The sequence below is a fragment of the Candidatus Leptovillus gracilis genome (assembly GCA_016716065.1).
Lineage (GTDB): Bacteria > Chloroflexota > Anaerolineae > Promineifilales > Promineifilaceae > Leptovillus > Leptovillus gracilis.
In genome coordinates, this window is record JADJXA010000004.1 from 348104 (window position 1) to 364899 (window position 16796).

Here is a 16796-nt window from a genome sequence, read left to right on the forward strand (position 1 = left end):
AAATAGGAGTGAGTATAGTCACTCTTGGTGTGTAACTCAAGCCAATATTTTTTAAGCGGCGTTGTCGTTTCTTACGGAAAAATTTCCAACACAATCCATTGCGACCGGGCCACCAATTGCAGCGGGGCGTTTAAGCGCAATCGGGCGATGGTCGCCCGGCCAGAGGGCGTTTTGCCAGCCAGTTTGAAAGGCGGGACTGACTGTGGCTCAAAATGGTCTAACCAGAGATGGGTGCGGGGGTTGAATAATGGAGCTTCTCTCTGAGTGTCGGGGTCAACGGCCGTTACCACATCCGATTTCCACAAATTGCAGGATCGGCAGGCCAGTGCCAGATTTGACGGATCATCCTGGCCGCCTTTGCCGGGCGGGATGATGTGGTCAACTTCAAAGGGTACGTTGAAAACAACTTCAGGGGCGTGGCAATATTCACAGCGATGTGCGGCTCGTTCCGCCACAAGGGGGTAATGAGGGTTCACGGGGATGCCTGGCTATAAAGATCGTTGCGATTGACTGGTTTGCGCCACCATGTTGGCGGTTCGGGCAATGGCGGCAATCCATTCAGTGTCTACCAACTGCTCTAACTCCCGTCGCTCGTCAGGCGACAGTGTGCTGTCATTGGCCAGAGTGTCATGAAATTGGGACATGAGGTTTTGCAGGCGTTGTTGTTGGTTTTCTGTAAAAAAGGCATCGGCCTGGAATCGTTGCAAGATAATCAGGGAATTGGCCGATTCACCTGCGGAAGCGAGAATTTTTTCTAAAGAGTCGAGTGCTTGACCGGCCGTTTTACCCTCCGCCTGCTGTCGTCCGCGAATAGCACGATAGGTCGCGTTTTTGCGTTCACCGGTTTCTTGATAGATTTCGATAGTCTGAAACATGCTTTCACCTTTTTGTTTCCTTACCAACATTCTATCACGACCGGTCTGGCTATGAAACAGTTGGACTTTACGCCAACACGGCCGTTCCCTCCACCTCAATCAGAAACTCTGGCCGCGCCAACGATTGCACGCCGATCCAGGTGGCTGCCGGGGGATGGTCGCCGGGGAAGAAGGCTTTCAGCCCTTCGCTCACCGGGGCCGTGCGGTCCATCCAGTCGTGGCGGATGTAGATGCGCAGGGCGACGACATCTTCCAGCGTGCCGCCGACGGTGGCAACGGCCGTCGCCACATTCCTTAAGCTCTGCCACACCTGCGCCCGTAAATCATTCTCGCCGACGATGTTCTGGTTCTCGTCCCAGGCCACCTGCCCGGAAAAATAGACCGTGCGGCTGCCCTGCGCCACCACAATCTGCGAAAAACCAAACTGTAGGCTGTTAAACAGGGAATCGGGGTTGAGACTTGTTTTGCTCATGGTTAGAGATTGGAGATTGGAGATTAAAGACCGGTTTAATCTCTCATCTCCAATCTCCTTTAAAACACCTTGCGCCAGTAGTGGCCTTTGTATGCTTCCGTAAAACCCATGCTGGTATAGAGCCGGTTGGCCGGGACCATGTCGCCGGTGTCTACCGTTACGTCTACCGCGCCGTAGGTTTTCAGGCGCAGAAGTCCTTCTTGCATGAGGGTTTTCGCCAGTCCTTTGCGTTGGTGGTCGGGATGGGTGCAGACCGGCTCGAAGATGCCGCGCCGGTTCATCTCGTCCCAGGGAATGCCGACGTAGGCGGCGAAATCGCCGTTGGGGGCCACCGCCACCAGGTCCAGGTCTTGGCGAATGCTGGGGGCCTGGAACATGAAGTTTTGGTACTCAACGGCCGTATGAAAATCCCGCCCAAACGCTGCATTCAACAAGTCGGCGATTTTTTGGCAGTCGCTGATGTCGGCGGGGTTGGTGGGGCGTAGGGTGTAGCCTGCGGCCAGGTCGGGCTGGACGAGCGGCTGCTGCCCCAAGCGCAGGCGGCGCACCACGCCGCCATACGCCATTTTTTCGTAGCCGCGCTCCTCCAGCAAACGCTGCCGGTGGGCGTCGTATTCATAGACAAAGAACTGAACCTGACGGCCGTTGCCCCCTTCCGCCGGTTCACTGATATTCACTTCGGCCCAATCAATCATTTCCGCTTCCAAAAAACGATAATCGGGGTGGACTTGCAAGTGTGGGTAGCCCATGCCGTCCGGGTTGACAATGCCGATAAGCTCGCCAACGGCCGTTTCCCATAGGCGGCAGTTCAGGCTCCATTCCACGTTACCGGCTTCGCGGGCATCGTGAAAGCGGCGGCCTTCCCAGCGGCGTATATCCCAATTAAAACCCACCGGGCTGATGGATACTGTTTCCAACAACAGCCGGTGGATTCGCCAATAATCGGCATCGCCAACCACCGGGCGCTGGCTGATGATTTGGTTTGAGGTGGGAGTGTCAGGTAATGTCATGGTCATACTTTGTCTTGGCGACTCGCGTCGGTTCATGCAAAAAGCCAACTCAAGTGAGCGAGCGGCTCAAGCGCCGGCGATGGCGGCCGTGCTGGTGATGACTTCGAACTGTGGCGGCCGTTCCAGGTGTTTTTTGACGGCGCACTGGTCGGCGGCGCGAATGAGGGCTGGCTTGTATTTTTCTGGGAAGTCGGGCGGGACCTGAATGTCCAGCTTTACTTTGCTGACCATGCCGGTCATCGGATTGACATCCATATTTTGGACCACACGAATCCCCTCGGCTGAGATGCCCCGTTGTTGGCAGAAACCCAAAACGTAAATACCAGCGCAGGTCGCTATAGACGCGAGAAAGAGGGCAAAGGGTGTTGGCGCGGAACTGCGCGGCGGTTGGTCGGTGGGCACGGTAAACGGGCCAAAGTGGGCGTCTACGCGGGCGCCGCCGGGAAAATCAACGATCATTTCCATTGAAAAGTCTCCTAAAATTGTGATGGGGTGACCACCCCAAATAGCTTCTTGCTCTTTAGGTTGACCCAATCGCCAGGATCAACCAATCTGTACCGCGTAATTTGGGATCGGCCACCAGATGAATCTGATAGGTTGTTGCTGCTTACCCAATATGATTATGCCCGGAGGTGGCGAATCGTGCCAGATGACAAACGGCCGTTCCCTCCACGTCAGATGTCACCATCCACCAATCGTTCAATCAACGCCGCGCCCCTTTTTTCTCTCTGACAATCAGATACAATCCAACCTATGATTCGTCGAGCCGTGGCCGCTTTCTTGCGGTGGGAATGGATATGCCTGCTGTTTTTGTTGCCCCTTACGTTTTTGGGGATGGAGTGGCAAACGGCCGTTCTCTTCTTCATCCTGCTGTTCTGGCTGCTGCGCCGGCTGGCAACCGGCCACTTCGTGCCGCCGACGCCGTTAAACGTCTCCCTGCTGCTGCTGCTGTTGATGGTCCTGGTCAGCCTGTACGCCACGTTCGACATTCCCTTTAGCTTTGGCAAGGTGGTGGGCGTTTGGTATGGCGTGGCGATCTATTTTGCCTGGACGGATTGGGCAGGTGGGTCGGCCAGACGCCTGGCCTGGGCGGTGGTGGTTTTGCTGGCCGCCGGGCTGGGCGTGGTAGGGCTGAGTCTGTTGGGTACAAGCTGGCCGCGTAAACTGCCGCTGTTAGGCCCGGTGGTCAGCGCGGTGCAGGCGCGGCTGCCCGCCCGCCTGCTGACATTGGGTGGGCCGGACGGTGGGTTCAACCCCAATCAGGTGGCCGGCGTGCTGTTGTGGGTGGCGCCGTTGGCGCTGGCGCTGCTGCTGGCGTTGGTGTGGCGCTGGCGCGAGGCGCGGCAGACTGGGGGAACGATGACGGCCGTTTTGGGTCTGCTCTTTCTGGCCGGCAGTACGGCCGTGCTGACTGGCGCGCTGCTGCTCACCCAATCGCGCGGCGGGCTGTTGGGCTTTGCCATCGGCGCGGCGTTGATGGCCGGGCTGGCGCTGCGGCGCTATTGGCGCTGGCTGGCCGGGGCGGCGCTGGTGGTTTTGTTCGCCGTCGCTGTGCTGGCGCAAACCCAGAATCTACCGGCGTTGACCTCAGCCTTGTTTGCCCAGGCGGGCGTCCCCACCGGGCAAGAAGCGGCGCTGGCAGATGGGATAAATACGTTGAACGGCCGTATCGAAATCTGGTCACGCGGCATCTATGGCGTACAGGATTTTCCCTTCACCGGCATGGGTATGAACAATTTCCGCCGCGTGGTTCACATTTTGTATCCGCTGTTCCTCATCTCGCCCGACACGGACATCGCCCACGCCCACAATCACCTGCTGCAAGCGGCGTTGGATTTGGGCATTCCCGGCCTCGTCGCCTACCTGGCCCTGTGGTTGGGCAGCGGGGCGATGCTTTGGCGCGCCTGGCGAGCGGTAGCGGGGCAGCCAACGGCCGTCTGGTCTCGCGCTCTGGTCATCGGCCTGGCCGGGTCGTTGGCGGCCCATTTTGTCTATGGCATGTTGGATGCTGTGGCTCTGGGAGCCAAGCCAGGCTTCATTTTCTGGCTGCTGCTCGGTCTCGTCGCCGCCCTGCATCGGCAAATAGCCAACTACCAACTACCAACTACCAACTACCAACTACCAACTATCAACTAACCATGAGAAAAACGTTGGATTTGCCACACGGCCGTTTACAACTGCCCACCTTCTTGCCCGATGGCACGCAGGGGGTGGTGCGCAGCGTGGACGCGCAGGATTTGGCCGCCTGCGGTATTCAGGCGGTGCAAATGAACGTCTTCCACCTGATGCAGCGCCCCGGCTCTTCGACGATTCAGGCGTTGGGTGGGCTGCATCAGATGGCCGGGTGGGAACGGCCGTTGTTCACCGATTCCGGCGGCTTCCAGGTCTACTCGCTCATCCGCCAAAACCCTAAGAGTGGTTCCATCAGCGACAAAGGGGCCATCTTCCACGTCGAAAACCACAAATACAACCTGACCCCAGAAAAAAGTGTGCAGCTTCAATTGAGCTATGGCTCCGACGTGGTGATTTGTCTGGACGACTGCACCCACGTAGACGATCCCGCCGACGTGCAGGCGGAATCGGTGCGGCGCACAGTCGCCTGGGCGCGCCGCTGCAAAGAGGAATTTGCGCGGCATGTTGGCCAGAAAAAGTATGATGGCGCGGCGCGGCCCAAACTTGTGGCTGTCGTTCAGGGTGGCGGCTCGCCCGCGCTGCGCCGCCAATGCGCCGAGCAACTGCTAGAGATCGGCTTTGATGGTTATGGTTACGGCGGCTGGCCGCTGGACGCCGAGGGCCGCCTGCTCCGCGACATGCTGGCGACTGTCCGTGAATTGATTCCACCCGAATACACCGTCCATGCCTTGGGCGTAGGCCACCCGGACAACGTGGCCGCCTGTGTGCAGATGGGCTACGAGCTGTTCGACAGCACCATGCCGACGCGCGATGCGCGACACGGCCGTCTCTACGCCTTCACCCAAGACCCAACCCGGCCCCTAACCGCCCCTTTCTTCCGCTACTTCTACATCAAAGACGACAAACACATCAAAACCAATCGCCCCATCTCCCCTTTTTGCGACTGCCCGGTATGCGCCCGCTACTCATTGGGCTATTTGCACCACCTGTTCAAGCTCAACGACAGCCTGTACCCCCGCCTGGCGACCATGCACAACCTGCGCTTTATGACGCAGTTGATGGCGGGGTTGGGCGACAAGGTGGTGGAGGATGCGGGTTCGTTGGCGCGACAGGAATAACAGGAGTAGCCGTATTCGGTAATCCGTATCCTTCGGCGTCAACGTTTGCATTGTTCTGGCGTGGCGTGGCTTTGGGCAAGAACGGCCGTTCCCTGTTAGAATCTTCGCCAACACAAGCAAAACCTGCTGAGCAGCGGCCGTTTCGCTTTGGTAGCCTGACCGACGTTGCCGGTAACGCTCAGCCATTCTCAACAAGGAGATTTGCGAAATGGAAAGAGAACGAAAGATAATCCCTGGAAGTTAAATACTCCGTCACAGACATCAGAGTATGAAATGTATGTGGCGGATAAAGACGGGCAGGAAATCATTGTCTGTACGGTGGGGAAAACGGTACTCCACTATGACTATCGCTGTCTGGCCGATTTGCACGCGATGTTAAAAGCGCATGGGGATTGGATGGAGTTAGGCAGCACAATCAGGAGCAAGGCGATGTTTGTGTGCCGCGGCAGGGGTAGGTAGATAGCCAACCCGTCATGGACGCGACAGCAGCCTGTCCACTTTAGAGCGTACCATCATCATTACCATCTCTGTCGTCTTAAACTTGCCTCTGATTCGACCCAGTTCAAAGTTAGCCAGCGTAAAGTTGCGTGGCACGTGGGGTTGTTCTGCCTCCGGTTTGCGTTCCAGGCTGAGGGCTTGGGTGGGACAGGTAGAGACGCACAGGCCACAACCAATGCAGCGATCTAGATTGAGTACGGCCGTTTCCCCCACCATTGCCACCGCCTCCATCTGGCAGCGGCGCGTGCAGGCGCCACAGCCATTGCACAATGCCGCATCCACCGTGGCGAAGAAGGCCGAGGCCAGGAGGCTGGCCGGCTGCGGATGGAGCTTGGCGCTGCGCAGCACGCCGCAGCAGTCGCCGCAGCAGCAGCATAAAAACGAGGCTTTTTGTGAATTGCTGGGCTGCAATACCAGCCCGGCGCGATTGGCTTGCTTGAGAATTTTCAGCGCTTCGTCCTGGTCAATTACCCGGCCCAGGCCATTGCGTTGGTAATAATCGGCGGCCGTGCCAAAGGAGAGGCATGTCTCCAGCGGTTTTTTACAGCCCTCACCCACAGTCTGCCGCTCCTGGCGGCAAATACAAGGCGCCACGACGATGTGTTCCTGATGGCGCACCAGTTCTTCGGCCTGCTCGTAGATCATCACTTCCTGATTGGTTTCGATGCTTTTGCCCACCGGGATGGTGCGGATTTGCGGCGCTTTTTGCCACACTTCATGGGCGGCCAGGGTGGGTAGGTACTCCTCGAAGTCGCGTACCAGTTCCGGCGTCAGCCGGTTGACCTGGAATTCCCAGATGCCGACGACAAAGTGCAGCGCGGAATACTTGGGCGCTCCTTCGGCGGGGTGCAGGCTGTAGATGAGGCCTTTGGCTTCCATTTCTTGCAGGCGCACGGCCGTTTCGTCTACAGGCAGATGGGCGCGGCGAGCTACTACCCGCGCCTCTTCCGGCAGCACAGTCAGGCAGAGGGCCATCTCTGCTTCTTCGGCGGTGAACAGGCGGCGCAAGATGCGCAGTTCCACACCAGATTCAGTAGGCGGGTAGCCGCCGGGCAGGTTGTCCAGGTGGTGGGCTAGTTTTTGGTAGAGGTCGTCAGGCATAGAAGTTTAAATTATGAATTAGGAATTAGGAATTAGGAATTAGGAATTGTGAGGCATCATAGCAGGTTGGATGGGGGTGGGCAAGTGATGATTGTCATCTTTTGTGGTGGGGTGGTGAATAAAAACGGCCGTTTCCTGAGCAGGTGACGGCCGTTTTATCCAGTCGGGCAGGCGGGACGCCTGCGCTCCCGGCAAAACTAAATGTGAATCGGGCTGCCCTCGACGCCGTGCGCCGCTTCCATCAGCGCTTCGCTGAGCGTGGGATGGGCGTGGACGTTGCGGGCGATTTCCGCGGCCGTTAGCTCGGCGTTGTGGGCCAACGTCAACTCCGGCAGCAGCTCCGTTACGTCCGGGCCAACCATGTGCGCCCCTAAAATCTCGCCATACTTCGCGTCGGCGATAATTTTGATGAAGCCATCCTTTTCGCCCAGCCCCAATGCTTTGCCATTGGCGATGAACGGAAACTGGCCGACGTTAATCTCGTAACCTGCTTCTCTGGCCTGCGCCTCGGTGTAGCCAAAGCTGGCGACTTGCGGTACGCAGTAGGTGGCGCGGGGCATCATGCGGAACTCAATGGGGTGGGTTGGCGCGCCGGCGATGGTCTCGGCGGCCACCAGCCCCATGGCGGAGGCGATGTGCGCCAGCCGATAGTCGGTCGCCACGTCACCGATGGCGTAAATGTTGGGCACGTTGGTGCGCATGTATTCGTCAATGGCGATATTGCCCCGTTCGGTCAACTGCACGCCGGCCGCATCCAGGCCAATCGCCTCAATGTTGGGTTGGAAGTTAATGGCTAACATCACCTTTTCGGCCGTCAACACCTGCCCCCCGCCAATGTCTACCGCCACGCCATCGGCCGTTTTTTCGATTTTTTCCACGCGGGTGTTGGTGTGGAATTTCACGCCCAACTTCTTGTACGCTTTCTCCAGCACGTCGCTGATTTCCGGTTCTTCGTTGGGCAGCAGGTGAGGCAGCATCTCCACAATGGTCACGTCTACGCCATAATTGACCCACATATAGGCAAATTCCACGCCAATCACACCACCGCCGATGATAATCAGGCTTTGCGGCACTTCTTCGGCCAGAATTGCTTCGATGTAGGAGATGATGTGTTCGCCATCGAAGGCCACGCCGGGCAGTTGGCGCGGCCGCGCACCGGTGGCGATGATGACGTTTTTGGCCTGTAAGTCTACTTCGCCGCCATCGTTGAGGGCGACGTGTAGGCTGTTGGGACTGGTCAACGCGCCGGTCCCATCAAACACGTCTATGTTGTTCTTTTTCATCAAGAACTGCACCCCTTTTACCAGCCGGCCGGAAACCTGGCGGCTGCGTTTGAAGGCGGCGTTGTAATCGAGTTTGAGATTTTCAAAGCTAAAGCCGAATTCTTTGGCGCGGTGTTGCAAGGTGTGGGCCACTTCGGCATTTTTGAGCAGCGCTTTAGAAGGGATGCAGCCGATGTTGAGGCAGACGCCACCCCAGTATTGTTTTTCGATAACGGCCGTCTTTAGTCCCAACTGCGCCGCCCGAATGGCCGCAACATATCCGCCCGGTCCCGCCCCCAGAACCACAAGATCATATTCGTTTGCCATCATTTTCTCCTCGCCATCTCCTGTTAGGGATGTGAATAAATGTTCAGGTGTGCCGGGGGCAGGCTGCACTGCCACCAGCCCCATCATTATACTCCACTGCCCAGGTTTTGTCCGTTGGTCCACCCATCACGGCCGTTTTTAGCACTTTTGGCGAAAGTGTTATAATCGCGCCTATGGGTTTTCCGATTTGGACTTTGTGGGGTATGGGCCTGAGTTCCTTTGGGGCGTTGATTGCCGTCGGGTTAGCGTTTGCGGCGCAGTCGCCGAAGTTTTTGCTGCGCACTCGTCTGGCGGGCTACCGGCTGGATTTGCGGGCGCGGGCGTTTACCGGTTATGGCTTTGCCCTGATGCTGTTGGCTCTGGGCTTTTTCCTGGCCGGCGTGCCCATTGGCGATGGCGCTGTCGGGGGAACGGCCGTTACCCAAATTACTCCCACTCCTGAACAAGCCGAGATGGAGATTGTCGGCGGTGCAGTCGAAGCGGGCGGAACCATCACCGCTACCCGCCCCACTTCGCTGACGCCGGTCAGCGGCGCGTTTGGCGGCCCGCCGCCCGGTCTGACCCAAGAAGAAGACACTGTGGAGGCGCCCACGGAGGCCATCACCACCACGGCCGCGTCTCCCGTCGGAACTGCTTTGTCCGGCCCGGCGGCCACGCCCACACCTGTGCCCAATACGCCCACGACCACCCCGTCACCGACCAGCACGCCAACGGCTACGCCCACCGTCACCCCCACGCCGACGCTGACGCCGACGCCGATCGAAAGAGCAACGGCCGTTATTGATGTTGGCGGTGGCACAGTCTGGCTGCGCCGCTCACCGGATGGGCAAAACATGCTCATCATGAACAGCGGCGACACAGTGATTTTGCTGAATGGTCACGCCAACCGCAGCGGCGTTCTCTGGCGGGAAATCAGCACCGTCCAGGGCGAAACAGGTTGGATGCGGGCGGAATTTTTAGTAGAAGTTGATAGTTGATAGCAAGAGGAATCTCTCCACTAGCAACTATCAACTAACAACTATCAACTCCCCAAATACGCTTCCAACGCTTCTACGTTTGCCGGCAAGGTGTGCGGCGGTGCGGCCTGGTCTACGGCCGTCGCCGGGTCTTTTAGCCCATGACCGGTGAGGATGCAGACGGCCGTTTTGCCCACCGGATCAATCTCGCCCTGTTCAATTTGCTGCTTCAACGCCGCCAAACCGGTGGCCGAGGCCGGTTCCACAAAGACCCCTTCCAGGCGGGCCAGCAGCTTCCAGCTTTCCAGGATTTGGGCATCGGTAACGGCCGTAATCATCCCCCCAGACTCATCCAACGCTGCCAACGCCTGCCGCCAACGCGCCGGATTGCCAATGCGGATGGCCGTCGCCAGCGTCTCCGGCTTTTCCACCACATGGCCCAGCACAATGGGCGCAGCCCCGGCCGCCTGCCCACCCAAAACGCGCGGCAAGCCCTTGCCATACTGCTTATACCCCATCCAGTAAGCCGAAATATTACCGGCGTTGCCCACCGGCAGGCAGTGCCAATCGGGCGCCTGCCCATCCAGCTGATCAATAATCTCGAACGCCCCGGTCTTTTGTCCCTCCAACCGCCAGGGGTTGACAGAATTGACCAGGGCGATGGGCTGGCGTTCGACGATTTGCCGCACCATGTTCAGACCGTCATCAAAGGAGCCATCAATGCTGATGACTTCTGCGCCGTAGGCCAGGGAAGCGGCCAATTTGCCCAGGGCGATTTTGCCCTGGGGAACCAACACCAGGCAGCGCAGCCCGGCCCGCGCCGCATAGGCCGCCGCGCTGGCGGCCGTGTTGCCCGTGCTGGCGCAGATCACCGTCTTGGCTCCTTCGTGGACGGCCTGGGTGATGGCCGCCGTCATGCCCCGGTCCTTAAACGAGCCGGTGGGGTTGAGACCTTCATATTTCAGGTACAACTTTAGCCCGGCTTTGGGGGCGATCTGTTCCGCCAGACGGTCGGCGCGGATCAAGGGCGTGTTGCCCTCGTTCAGGGTTACAATCTGTACGTCAGCGCCAAAAGGCAAATAGGCCCGATACTTGTGGATAACACCTTGCCAACGCATAATCTTCCACCACCTTCCATAAAAAAGGCGCAGATGAATCTGCACCTTTCGTAATCATATGAGTGGTTTGATATGGTTAGTTTGGCCGAACCCAACTAACCAACTAACCAACTTTCCAACCAACTAACTCCCCGGAATAATCAACGTTTGCCCGGCAAAAATGACATACGGCGATTGGATGTTGTTCATTTCCGCGATGGACGTCCAGGCGACGCCATATTGCACGGCAATGCCAAAGATGGTCTCGCCCTGCCTGACGACATGGGTAAATTCTGGCGTCGGCCCCGGCGCGTTCACCGGAATTTTTAGCGTCTGCCCGACGACGATCTGGTTGGGGTTAGCCAGACCGTTGGCTTCGGCGATCTGCACCCAACTGATGCCAAACTTGACGCCAATGCGGTACAAATTGTCGCCCGGCTGTACGGTGTAGTAGGTGATGTTGGCCGGGGAGGTGGGCGTTGGAGCGGGTGGTTGTGCGCCGGGCGGCGGAATTCTAAGGGTCTGCCCCGCTTTGATGTCATTGGGGTTGCTAAGACCGTTGAACTGCACCAGTGTGACCCAGGAAACGCCATATTGTAAGCCGATGCGGAACAGGTTTTCGCCGGGTTGGACAACGTGTGTCCGTTCGCCGGCGGTGACGGGCGGCGCGCTGGTGGCTGGGGGGGCGGCTTCAATGGGCACGGCCGTTGCTGTGGGCGAAATGGCTTCAACCGGTGGCGTGGTGGGCGCCGGGCTGGGCGTAGGGCTGGGTTCGGTGGGCGCGACGGCCGTTTCATCGGTGGATTGGGCTGCTTCTGGCGTGGGGCTGGGAACATTCACGGGGTAGGCGGGAGCCAGGGTGGGCGCGGCGGGGGATGTATCGCCCAGTATCCCGCCGCCTACGTCAGGATCAGTCAAATCTGGCCCGGCAACGGCCGTAGCCGCCGCTCCGCCACTTTCATCCGGGACGGGACGGACACATGCCGTCACCAACCAACTCACACCCCACAAAACAGCTACTAACAAAATAAAACGACGTTGAGCAAACATAGTCTTACCTCCACAACAATGACCACCTTTTGCCTGGCCGCCAGCGACGCAAAACAGGCGCTCAGAGCCTCCATGACGACCATTTCCTAGACATAATATAACACGCTTTTTGCTTTACGTAAAGTAAAATTCCGCCAATTTGCCGCGCTGTAAACGTTCTGGAGGTTTGTGGCGCTTGCCAGATGTGTACCGGACTTGCTACACTTATAGCCGTAGACCGAAGTCCGTTGGCATTTGCCAGAGGCGGCGACCAACGGAATACGGATTACCGCATTCGGCTACCAGGCATCATCATGAACGAGCAAGATATTCTCCATGAGCAGGCGATGGTACTGTTTGATAGAGCTTATCGCCATCACCGAAACGGCGAGTTGGGCGATGCTATCGAATTATACCGCCGCTCCATCGCCATGCACCCCACCGCTGAAGCGCACACCTACCTGGGTTGGGCCTACAGCGTATTCGGCCGTTACGATGAAGCCATTGCCGAGTGCCACAAGGCTATCCAATTGAACCCGAATTGGGGCAATCCGTACAACGATATTGGGGCTTATCTTATTGAGATGGAGCGCTGGGAGGAAGCCGTTCCCTGGCTGGAAAAAGCGATTCACGTCACTCAATACGATTTGACCCATTACGCCTATATGAATCTGGGGCGGGTCTACGAATACCGGGGAGATGGGCGTACCGCCCTGGCCTGTTACCGGGCGGCCCTGGAACTCTCTCCCCTCTATCTGGCGGCCGAACGAGCCAAAAATCGGCTGCTCGGCCGACTGAGCTAACCCCTTATGCCAACACCTGTTGGGCGCCTTGATCTGATTGCTGTGGGCAAAATCCGCAGCAAAGCGTGGCAGCTTGCCCAGGCAGAATACCAGAAGCGCCTCGGCTATTACACCCACCTGCGTCTGGTGGAGGTGAAGGATTATGTGGGGCAAGGCCAGTCAGATGAGGCGGCGATGCAAAAAGAAGGCGAACTCCTGCTGAAAGCGGCTGCGGGCGCCAGTCGCTTGATTTTGCTGTCGCCAGAGGGCAAATTAACAACCAGCCCCGAACTGGCTCAGTTTTTGCGCAAGGAGATTGAGGGTTACGGCCGTCTCGCCTTTCTCATTGGCGGCCCTTTAGGTTTCTCCGGCGCGGTTGTTGCCGCCGCCCACCACCAGCTTGCCCTCTCGCCCCTCACCTTCACCCACGAACTGGCCCGCGTCATCCTGCTGGAACAGCTTTACCGCGCCTTCACCATTCTAAACAACGAGAATTACCACAAGTGACATGGTGACATAGTGACTTGTCATCCCTTCACCTTGTCATCCCATTCCCCCAATCACCACCACATACTCGCCACGCGGCTCTTGGGTCTGCACGGCCGTGATCAACTGCGACAACGTCCCGCGCTGCACGCCTTCAAACAACTTGGTCAGTTCATTGGCCAGGGCAGCCGGCCGGTCGCCATAAACGACCAGCGCATCGGTCAGGAATGCTTCCAGGCGGTAAGGGCTTTCGTAAAAGACCAGAGTATGGGGCGATTCGGCGTCTACGGCCATAAAACGCTGGCGCTTGCCGCTTTTGCGCGGCGGGAAGCCGCGGAAGGTAAACGAGTGCGTCGGCAGCCCGGACAGCACCAGGGCCATCACCACCGCCGACGCGCCGGGAATCATGGTAACAGGCGCTTCCTGGGCGATGGCTGCTCGTATCAGGGTAAAGCCGGGGTCAGAAATGCCCGGCGTGCCGGCATTAGACACCACTGCCACCGATTTGCCCTCGGCCAGCGCCGCCATGATTTTGCCCACCGCCTGCGCCTCGTTGTGTTCGTGGAAGGCGATTTGCGGTTTGCTGATTGCAAAATGTTTCAGCAGCAGGCCGGTCTTGCGCGTGTCTTCACTGGCGACCAGGTCCACGGCGCGCAGTGTTTCCAGCGCCCGCAGGGTGATGTCGCCTAAATTGCCAATGGGAGTTGCTACCAGGTAAAGCATAGATGATTTGGGGGATGGTTGGCCGGTTGGTGGGAGAATAAAACTCCCAGCCATTAACCCCACTCTCCAATGAATTGCATAATCAGGGCGGCGCTGACGACAGCGGCCGTTTCCGCGCGCAGGATGCGTGGCCCAAGTGTAACAGGAATGGCGTTGTGGGCACGGCCGTTGGCCACCTCCGCTTCTGTCCAACCACCCTCAGGCCCGATGAACAGCGCGATGGTAGACGGCCGTTTTCCCCCAAACATCGTACCCAACACCGTGCCTATCGTCTCCGCCGCCGTCCCTTCCCAGGGCAGCAGGGCAATGTCCGCGGCGGCGGCTTGCTGCCAGGCGTCAGCCAGGCGCAGCGGCGGCGCTATTTCCGGGATACGGCCGCGGCGCGATTGTTCGGCGGCTTCGGTGAGGATGCGCTGCCAGCGGTCGCTCTTGTTGGGCGGGTGGGCCACGGCCCGCTCGGTGATCAGCGGCACAAAACGGGTGACGCCGATTTCTGTGCCCTTTTGCAGCACCCACTCAAAGTTGTCTCGCTTTAAGAGGGCCTGAAAAAGCGTTATTTGACTAGCGGGTTCGTTGGCGGCCGGCTGTTTGTGGTGGAGTACGGCCGTTACCCGCCGCCCGACTGCCACCAACTCCGCCTCATACTGCCAGCCTGCATTGTCCAGCACCACCACCCGCGCGCCAACCGGCAGGCGCAGCACGCGCCCAATCTGGTGCGCCTGCTCGCTAGAAAACTCAGCTTGGTCAGACTGAATGTCGGTGACGAAGAAGTGGTGCATGAGAGCGAGAGCTAGAGCGAGAGGAAGAGGAAGAATTGTCCTCTAGCTGTCGCTCCTTCCTTTATCAATGCAAAATACCAACTCGCCCTCGAACAGAAGCTCGGTGGCGGGCCAGGAGTGGTTGGCGATGAGTTGGGCCATGAATTCGCGGTAACGGTTGGTTAAGTTACGGCCGCCGTGGGTGCTGACGGCCGGAAAAGAGACCACCAGCCAACGCACGTTGAGCGCTTCCAGCAGCGGCCGTCCCAAATCGCCATAGTTGCGGGCAAAACGGGGCATTTCCTTGAGGAAAAGGGCCACGTCGGCCGTTTCCTGGGGGAAGGTGTGGGCCACGTCTTGCACGCGGGCCAGGGGCGGCAGCCCTTGCAGCCGGAAATAATGGTTCAGGAAATCAATGCGCGGCTCGTGGATGTCGTAGGCGTAAAACTGGGCGCCGGCCGGCAAATCCATCCAGGGGTAGGCCAGCGGATTCAGCCCACAGGCGATGTCTAACAGGCTGGACGGCCGTCCGGTGACGGCGAAAATCTGGTGGTAGAAGCTGTCCAACAGCGGCAGCCGCTCCCGTGTGGACAGGTGGGCGTGCATAATGTCGGCGCAGGCGGCTTTGATTTGCGCCGGGTCGGCGGTGGCGAAGACGGCCGTCAACTGCTCTTGCGCCGCTGCATAATCGGGGTCGCCCAGGTAGGGGGCCATAATGCTGTGCAGCTGCGCCCGTACCGCTTTGATGGCCTGTTTGGGCTTTTTGTAGCGATGCAGCGCATCTATCGCCAACTCGCGGATGGTGGCCTCGCTGGTGTCGGCATATTTTTTGGATTGTTTGACGGCCGTGACGACCGTCTCGATAGCTGTTTCGTCAACCATGAGGGGAATTTATTACAAAGGAACGAAGAGACAAAGAAGATTCTTTGCTCCTCATGTCCCTTTGTTCCTTTGTATTAAACATTCTTCTCCACCAAAAAGGCTAATTCGTTCACAAATTCAAAGCGCCGCACCTGCCAGTTTCGCCCGGCACGCCAGGCGGCAAACTGCGCCTCGTAATTTTCCACCATGCCCTTGTTGCGTCCACCCAGGCTTTTAGCCGGGAAGCTGATTAGCAGGTATTGGGCTTGTAAAGAATCTAGCAGGCGGGGCACGGCCGTTTTGTCTACCTGCGCCAGCACCGGCAGCGTCTTCAGCAACAAAACCAGGTCCACCGCCGCAAAAGAGACCGGTCCCGCCGCGTCGGCCACCTGCGCCGCGCCACGAATGCCCATCAGGGCCAGCCAATCGCCCAAAAAAGCCATCATGTCGGTGTAAATGTCCACTGCCAGATACGTTGTGTTTGGGCCAAAGGGCATCCAGGGCCAGGCCAGCGGATTCAAGCCGCAGGCCAGGTCCAACACGCTGCCGATGGGCGGCAGTCCGGCCAGGGTGGTGGTGTAAAATGTATCCAACAGCGGCAGCCGCTCTTGTGTAGACGTGTGCAGCCGCATCACCTCGGCCAGTGTTTCTTTTTGCGCCGCTGCGCCGCTGTGTTGGGCTTCTGTCAGGCGGGCCAATGCTTTGCCGTAATCAATCTTTGCATCCAGATACGCCCCGCCAATTTGGTGGAGTTTGTTTTTGGTTGCTTTAAGGGCTTCTTTCTGGCGCGGCCGTTTGCCCAATTCCTCAGCCCCAACGCGGCGCACCAGGTCAGGGCTGAGGGCGTGGTATTTGCTGGTGGCGAGAACGGCCGTTACCAATTCATCCAATGTGTCCATCGCTAAAGGGATTCGCAACGATTTACCAGGGCGGGCGCGGAGATTAGCAGCTAAATCACTCTGTTCTCCTGTTTCTATGGCCAGCAAGGTGCAGTTTAAAACAAAAATGACGGCCGTGGCCGTCATCAAACATGGGCGATACAAGACTCGAACTTGTGACCTCTACGATGTCAACGTAGCGCTCTAACCAACTGAGCTAACCGCCCGACTGCCGTTTATAAGCAGGACAAAATTATAACAGGCTTCCGCGAAGCGTCAACGGCTGAGAAAATTTCTTCAGCAATTCTCAATTTAAAATCCAGCCGTAGGGGCGGGACAGGCGGTGCAACATTTTCGCCAATCACCAATGCCTTGCCTCCCGCCTGTCGCGCCCCTCTTTGGGTCCTATTGGGCGAGACGGCGCGGGAAA

Annotated in this window: 18 protein-coding genes and 1 tRNA gene; 5 read left to right on the forward strand and 14 right to left on the reverse strand. The window is 58.3% G+C overall.

What is annotated here, in order from left to right; all coding sequences use genetic code 11:
• Positions 1 to 71: 71 nt before the first annotated feature.
• From IPM39_14115 to IPM39_14135, 5 genes are all read right to left on the reverse strand, one after another.
• A complete protein-coding gene (locus IPM39_14115) occupies positions 72 to 476 on the reverse strand; it encodes an HNH endonuclease (GenBank protein MBK8987192.1) in 405 nt (134 codons plus the stop codon).
• A 12-nt stretch (positions 477 to 488) separates the two neighbouring features.
• Positions 489 to 875, reverse strand: coding sequence for a hypothetical protein (locus tag IPM39_14120; protein ID MBK8987193.1), 387 nt, complete (start codon positions 873 to 875; stop codon positions 489 to 491).
• Positions 876 to 942: 67 nt separating this feature from the next.
• Positions 943 to 1347 (reverse strand): RidA family protein, encoded by a 405-nt coding sequence (locus tag IPM39_14125; protein MBK8987194.1) that lies wholly within the window; start codon positions 1345 to 1347, stop codon positions 943 to 945.
• A 59-nt stretch (positions 1348 to 1406) separates the two neighbouring features.
• Entirely contained in the window at positions 1407 to 2363 is a 957-nt protein-coding gene (locus tag IPM39_14130) for a GNAT family N-acetyltransferase (GenBank protein MBK8987195.1), read from the reverse strand.
• A 60-nt stretch (positions 2364 to 2423) separates the two neighbouring features.
• The gene (locus IPM39_14135; GenBank protein MBK8987196.1) at positions 2424 to 2822 is read right to left on the reverse strand and encodes an OsmC family protein; all 399 of its coding nucleotides are present in this window, start codon (positions 2820 to 2822) and stop codon (positions 2424 to 2426) included.
• A gap of 288 nt (positions 2823 to 3110) precedes the next feature.
• On the opposite strand from IPM39_14135, the gene IPM39_14140 reads away from it, so the two are divergent.
• The gene (locus IPM39_14140) at positions 3111 to 4493 is read left to right on the forward strand and encodes an O-antigen ligase family protein (protein MBK8987197.1); all 1383 of its coding nucleotides are present in this window, start codon (positions 3111 to 3113) and stop codon (positions 4491 to 4493) included.
• Between the two features lie 2 nt (positions 4494 to 4495).
• Positions 4496 to 5608, forward strand: coding sequence for a queuine tRNA-ribosyltransferase family protein (locus IPM39_14145; protein MBK8987198.1), 1113 nt, complete (start codon positions 4496 to 4498; stop codon positions 5606 to 5608).
• A 471-nt stretch (positions 5609 to 6079) separates the two neighbouring features.
• Here the strand turns inward: IPM39_14145 and IPM39_14150 are convergent, their stop codons facing one another.
• Together IPM39_14150 and lpdA are read right to left on the reverse strand one after the other, a co-directional pair.
• Complete coding sequence (locus IPM39_14150; protein MBK8987199.1) at positions 6080 to 7207, reverse strand: 4Fe-4S binding protein; 1128 nt, start codon at positions 7205 to 7207, stop codon at positions 6080 to 6082.
• A gap of 197 nt (positions 7208 to 7404) precedes the next feature.
• Positions 7405 to 8796 carry a dihydrolipoyl dehydrogenase gene (lpdA, locus tag IPM39_14155; protein ID MBK8987200.1) on the reverse strand — a complete coding sequence of 464 codons (1392 nt, stop codon included), beginning with the start codon at positions 8794 to 8796 and terminating at the stop codon, positions 7405 to 7407.
• A gap of 173 nt (positions 8797 to 8969) precedes the next feature.
• Here lpdA and IPM39_14160 point away from each other — a divergent pair, with 173 nt between their 5' ends.
• On the forward strand, positions 8970 to 9773 hold the full coding sequence (locus IPM39_14160) for a hypothetical protein (GenBank protein MBK8987201.1): 804 nt from the start codon (positions 8970 to 8972) through the stop codon (positions 9771 to 9773).
• A gap of 44 nt (positions 9774 to 9817) precedes the next feature.
• On the opposite strand, the gene IPM39_14165 is transcribed toward IPM39_14160, so the two are convergent.
• Both IPM39_14165 and IPM39_14170 read right to left on the reverse strand, forming a co-directional pair.
• Positions 9818 to 10870 carry a threonine synthase gene (locus IPM39_14165; protein MBK8987202.1) on the reverse strand — a complete coding sequence of 351 codons (1053 nt, stop codon included), beginning with the start codon at positions 10868 to 10870 and terminating at the stop codon, positions 9818 to 9820.
• Between the two features lie 123 nt (positions 10871 to 10993).
• A complete protein-coding gene (locus IPM39_14170; GenBank protein ID MBK8987203.1) occupies positions 10994 to 11899 on the reverse strand; it encodes a LysM peptidoglycan-binding domain-containing protein in 906 nt (301 codons plus the stop codon).
• Between the two features lie 293 nt (positions 11900 to 12192).
• On the opposite strand from IPM39_14170, the gene IPM39_14175 reads away from it, so the two are divergent.
• Positions 12193 to 12681, forward strand: coding sequence for a tetratricopeptide repeat protein (locus tag IPM39_14175; protein MBK8987204.1), 489 nt, complete (start codon positions 12193 to 12195; stop codon positions 12679 to 12681).
• A 6-nt stretch (positions 12682 to 12687) separates the two neighbouring features.
• Positions 12688 to 13167: a 23S rRNA (pseudouridine(1915)-N(3))-methyltransferase RlmH gene (locus tag IPM39_14180; protein MBK8987205.1), complete on the forward strand. Its 480-nt coding sequence runs from the start codon at positions 12688 to 12690 to the stop codon at positions 13165 to 13167.
• Between the two features lie 36 nt (positions 13168 to 13203).
• Here IPM39_14180 and rsmI read toward each other — a convergent pair whose 3' ends face one another.
• The 5 genes from rsmI to IPM39_14205 all read right to left on the reverse strand — a co-directional run bounded on the left by rsmI (position 13204) and on the right by IPM39_14205 (position 16593).
• Positions 13204 to 13869, reverse strand: coding sequence for a 16S rRNA (cytidine(1402)-2'-O)-methyltransferase (gene rsmI / locus IPM39_14185; GenBank protein MBK8987206.1), 666 nt, complete (start codon positions 13867 to 13869; stop codon positions 13204 to 13206).
• 53 nt (positions 13870 to 13922) lie between these two features.
• The gene (locus tag IPM39_14190) at positions 13923 to 14648 is read right to left on the reverse strand and encodes a 16S rRNA (uracil(1498)-N(3))-methyltransferase (GenBank protein MBK8987207.1); all 726 of its coding nucleotides are present in this window, start codon (positions 14646 to 14648) and stop codon (positions 13923 to 13925) included.
• 42 nt (positions 14649 to 14690) lie between these two features.
• The gene (locus IPM39_14195) at positions 14691 to 15509 is read right to left on the reverse strand and encodes a hypothetical protein (protein ID MBK8987208.1); all 819 of its coding nucleotides are present in this window, start codon (positions 15507 to 15509) and stop codon (positions 14691 to 14693) included.
• A 74-nt stretch (positions 15510 to 15583) separates the two neighbouring features.
• Complete coding sequence (locus tag IPM39_14200) at positions 15584 to 16405, reverse strand: 16S rRNA methyltransferase (GenBank protein MBK8987209.1); 822 nt, start codon at positions 16403 to 16405, stop codon at positions 15584 to 15586.
• A gap of 114 nt (positions 16406 to 16519) precedes the next feature.
• Positions 16520 to 16593 (reverse strand) — tRNA-Val (locus tag IPM39_14205).
• Positions 16594 to 16796 lie beyond the last annotated feature (203 nt).

Bases quoted from the DNA above. Each gene is read 5' to 3' on its own strand.
- IPM39_14120 (MBK8987193.1), bottom strand. From the start codon at position 875: ATGTTTCAGACTATCGAAATCTATCAAGAAACCGGTGAACGCAAAAAC.
- IPM39_14125 (MBK8987194.1), bottom strand. From the start codon at position 1,347: ATGAGCAAAACAAGTCTCAACCCCGATTCCCTGTTTAACAGCCTACAG.
- IPM39_14130 (MBK8987195.1), bottom strand. From the start codon at position 2,363: ATGACCATGACATTACCTGACACTCCCACCTCAAACCAAATCATCAGC.
- IPM39_14135 (MBK8987196.1), bottom strand. From the start codon at position 2,822: ATGGAAATGATCGTTGATTTTCCCGGCGGCGCCCGCGTAGACGCCCAC.
- IPM39_14140 (MBK8987197.1), top strand. From the start codon at position 3,111: ATGATTCGTCGAGCCGTGGCCGCTTTCTTGCGGTGGGAATGGATATGC.
- IPM39_14145 (MBK8987198.1), top strand. From the start codon at position 4,496: ATGAGAAAAACGTTGGATTTGCCACACGGCCGTTTACAACTGCCCACC.
- IPM39_14150 (MBK8987199.1), bottom strand. From the start codon at position 7,207: ATGCCTGACGACCTCTACCAAAAACTAGCCCACCACCTGGACAACCTG.
- lpdA (MBK8987200.1), bottom strand. From the start codon at position 8,796: ATGGCAAACGAATATGATCTTGTGGTTCTGGGGGCGGGACCGGGCGGA.
- IPM39_14160 (MBK8987201.1), top strand. From the start codon at position 8,970: ATGGGTTTTCCGATTTGGACTTTGTGGGGTATGGGCCTGAGTTCCTTT.
- IPM39_14165 (MBK8987202.1), bottom strand. From the start codon at position 10,870: ATGCGTTGGCAAGGTGTTATCCACAAGTATCGGGCCTATTTGCCTTTT.
- IPM39_14170 (MBK8987203.1), bottom strand. From the start codon at position 11,899: ATGTTTGCTCAACGTCGTTTTATTTTGTTAGTAGCTGTTTTGTGGGGT.
- IPM39_14175 (MBK8987204.1), top strand. From the start codon at position 12,193: ATGAACGAGCAAGATATTCTCCATGAGCAGGCGATGGTACTGTTTGAT.
- IPM39_14180 (MBK8987205.1), top strand. From the start codon at position 12,688: ATGCCAACACCTGTTGGGCGCCTTGATCTGATTGCTGTGGGCAAAATC.
- rsmI (MBK8987206.1), bottom strand. From the start codon at position 13,869: ATGCTTTACCTGGTAGCAACTCCCATTGGCAATTTAGGCGACATCACC.
- IPM39_14190 (MBK8987207.1), bottom strand. From the start codon at position 14,648: ATGCACCACTTCTTCGTCACCGACATTCAGTCTGACCAAGCTGAGTTT.
- IPM39_14195 (MBK8987208.1), bottom strand. From the start codon at position 15,509: ATGGTTGACGAAACAGCTATCGAGACGGTCGTCACGGCCGTCAAACAA.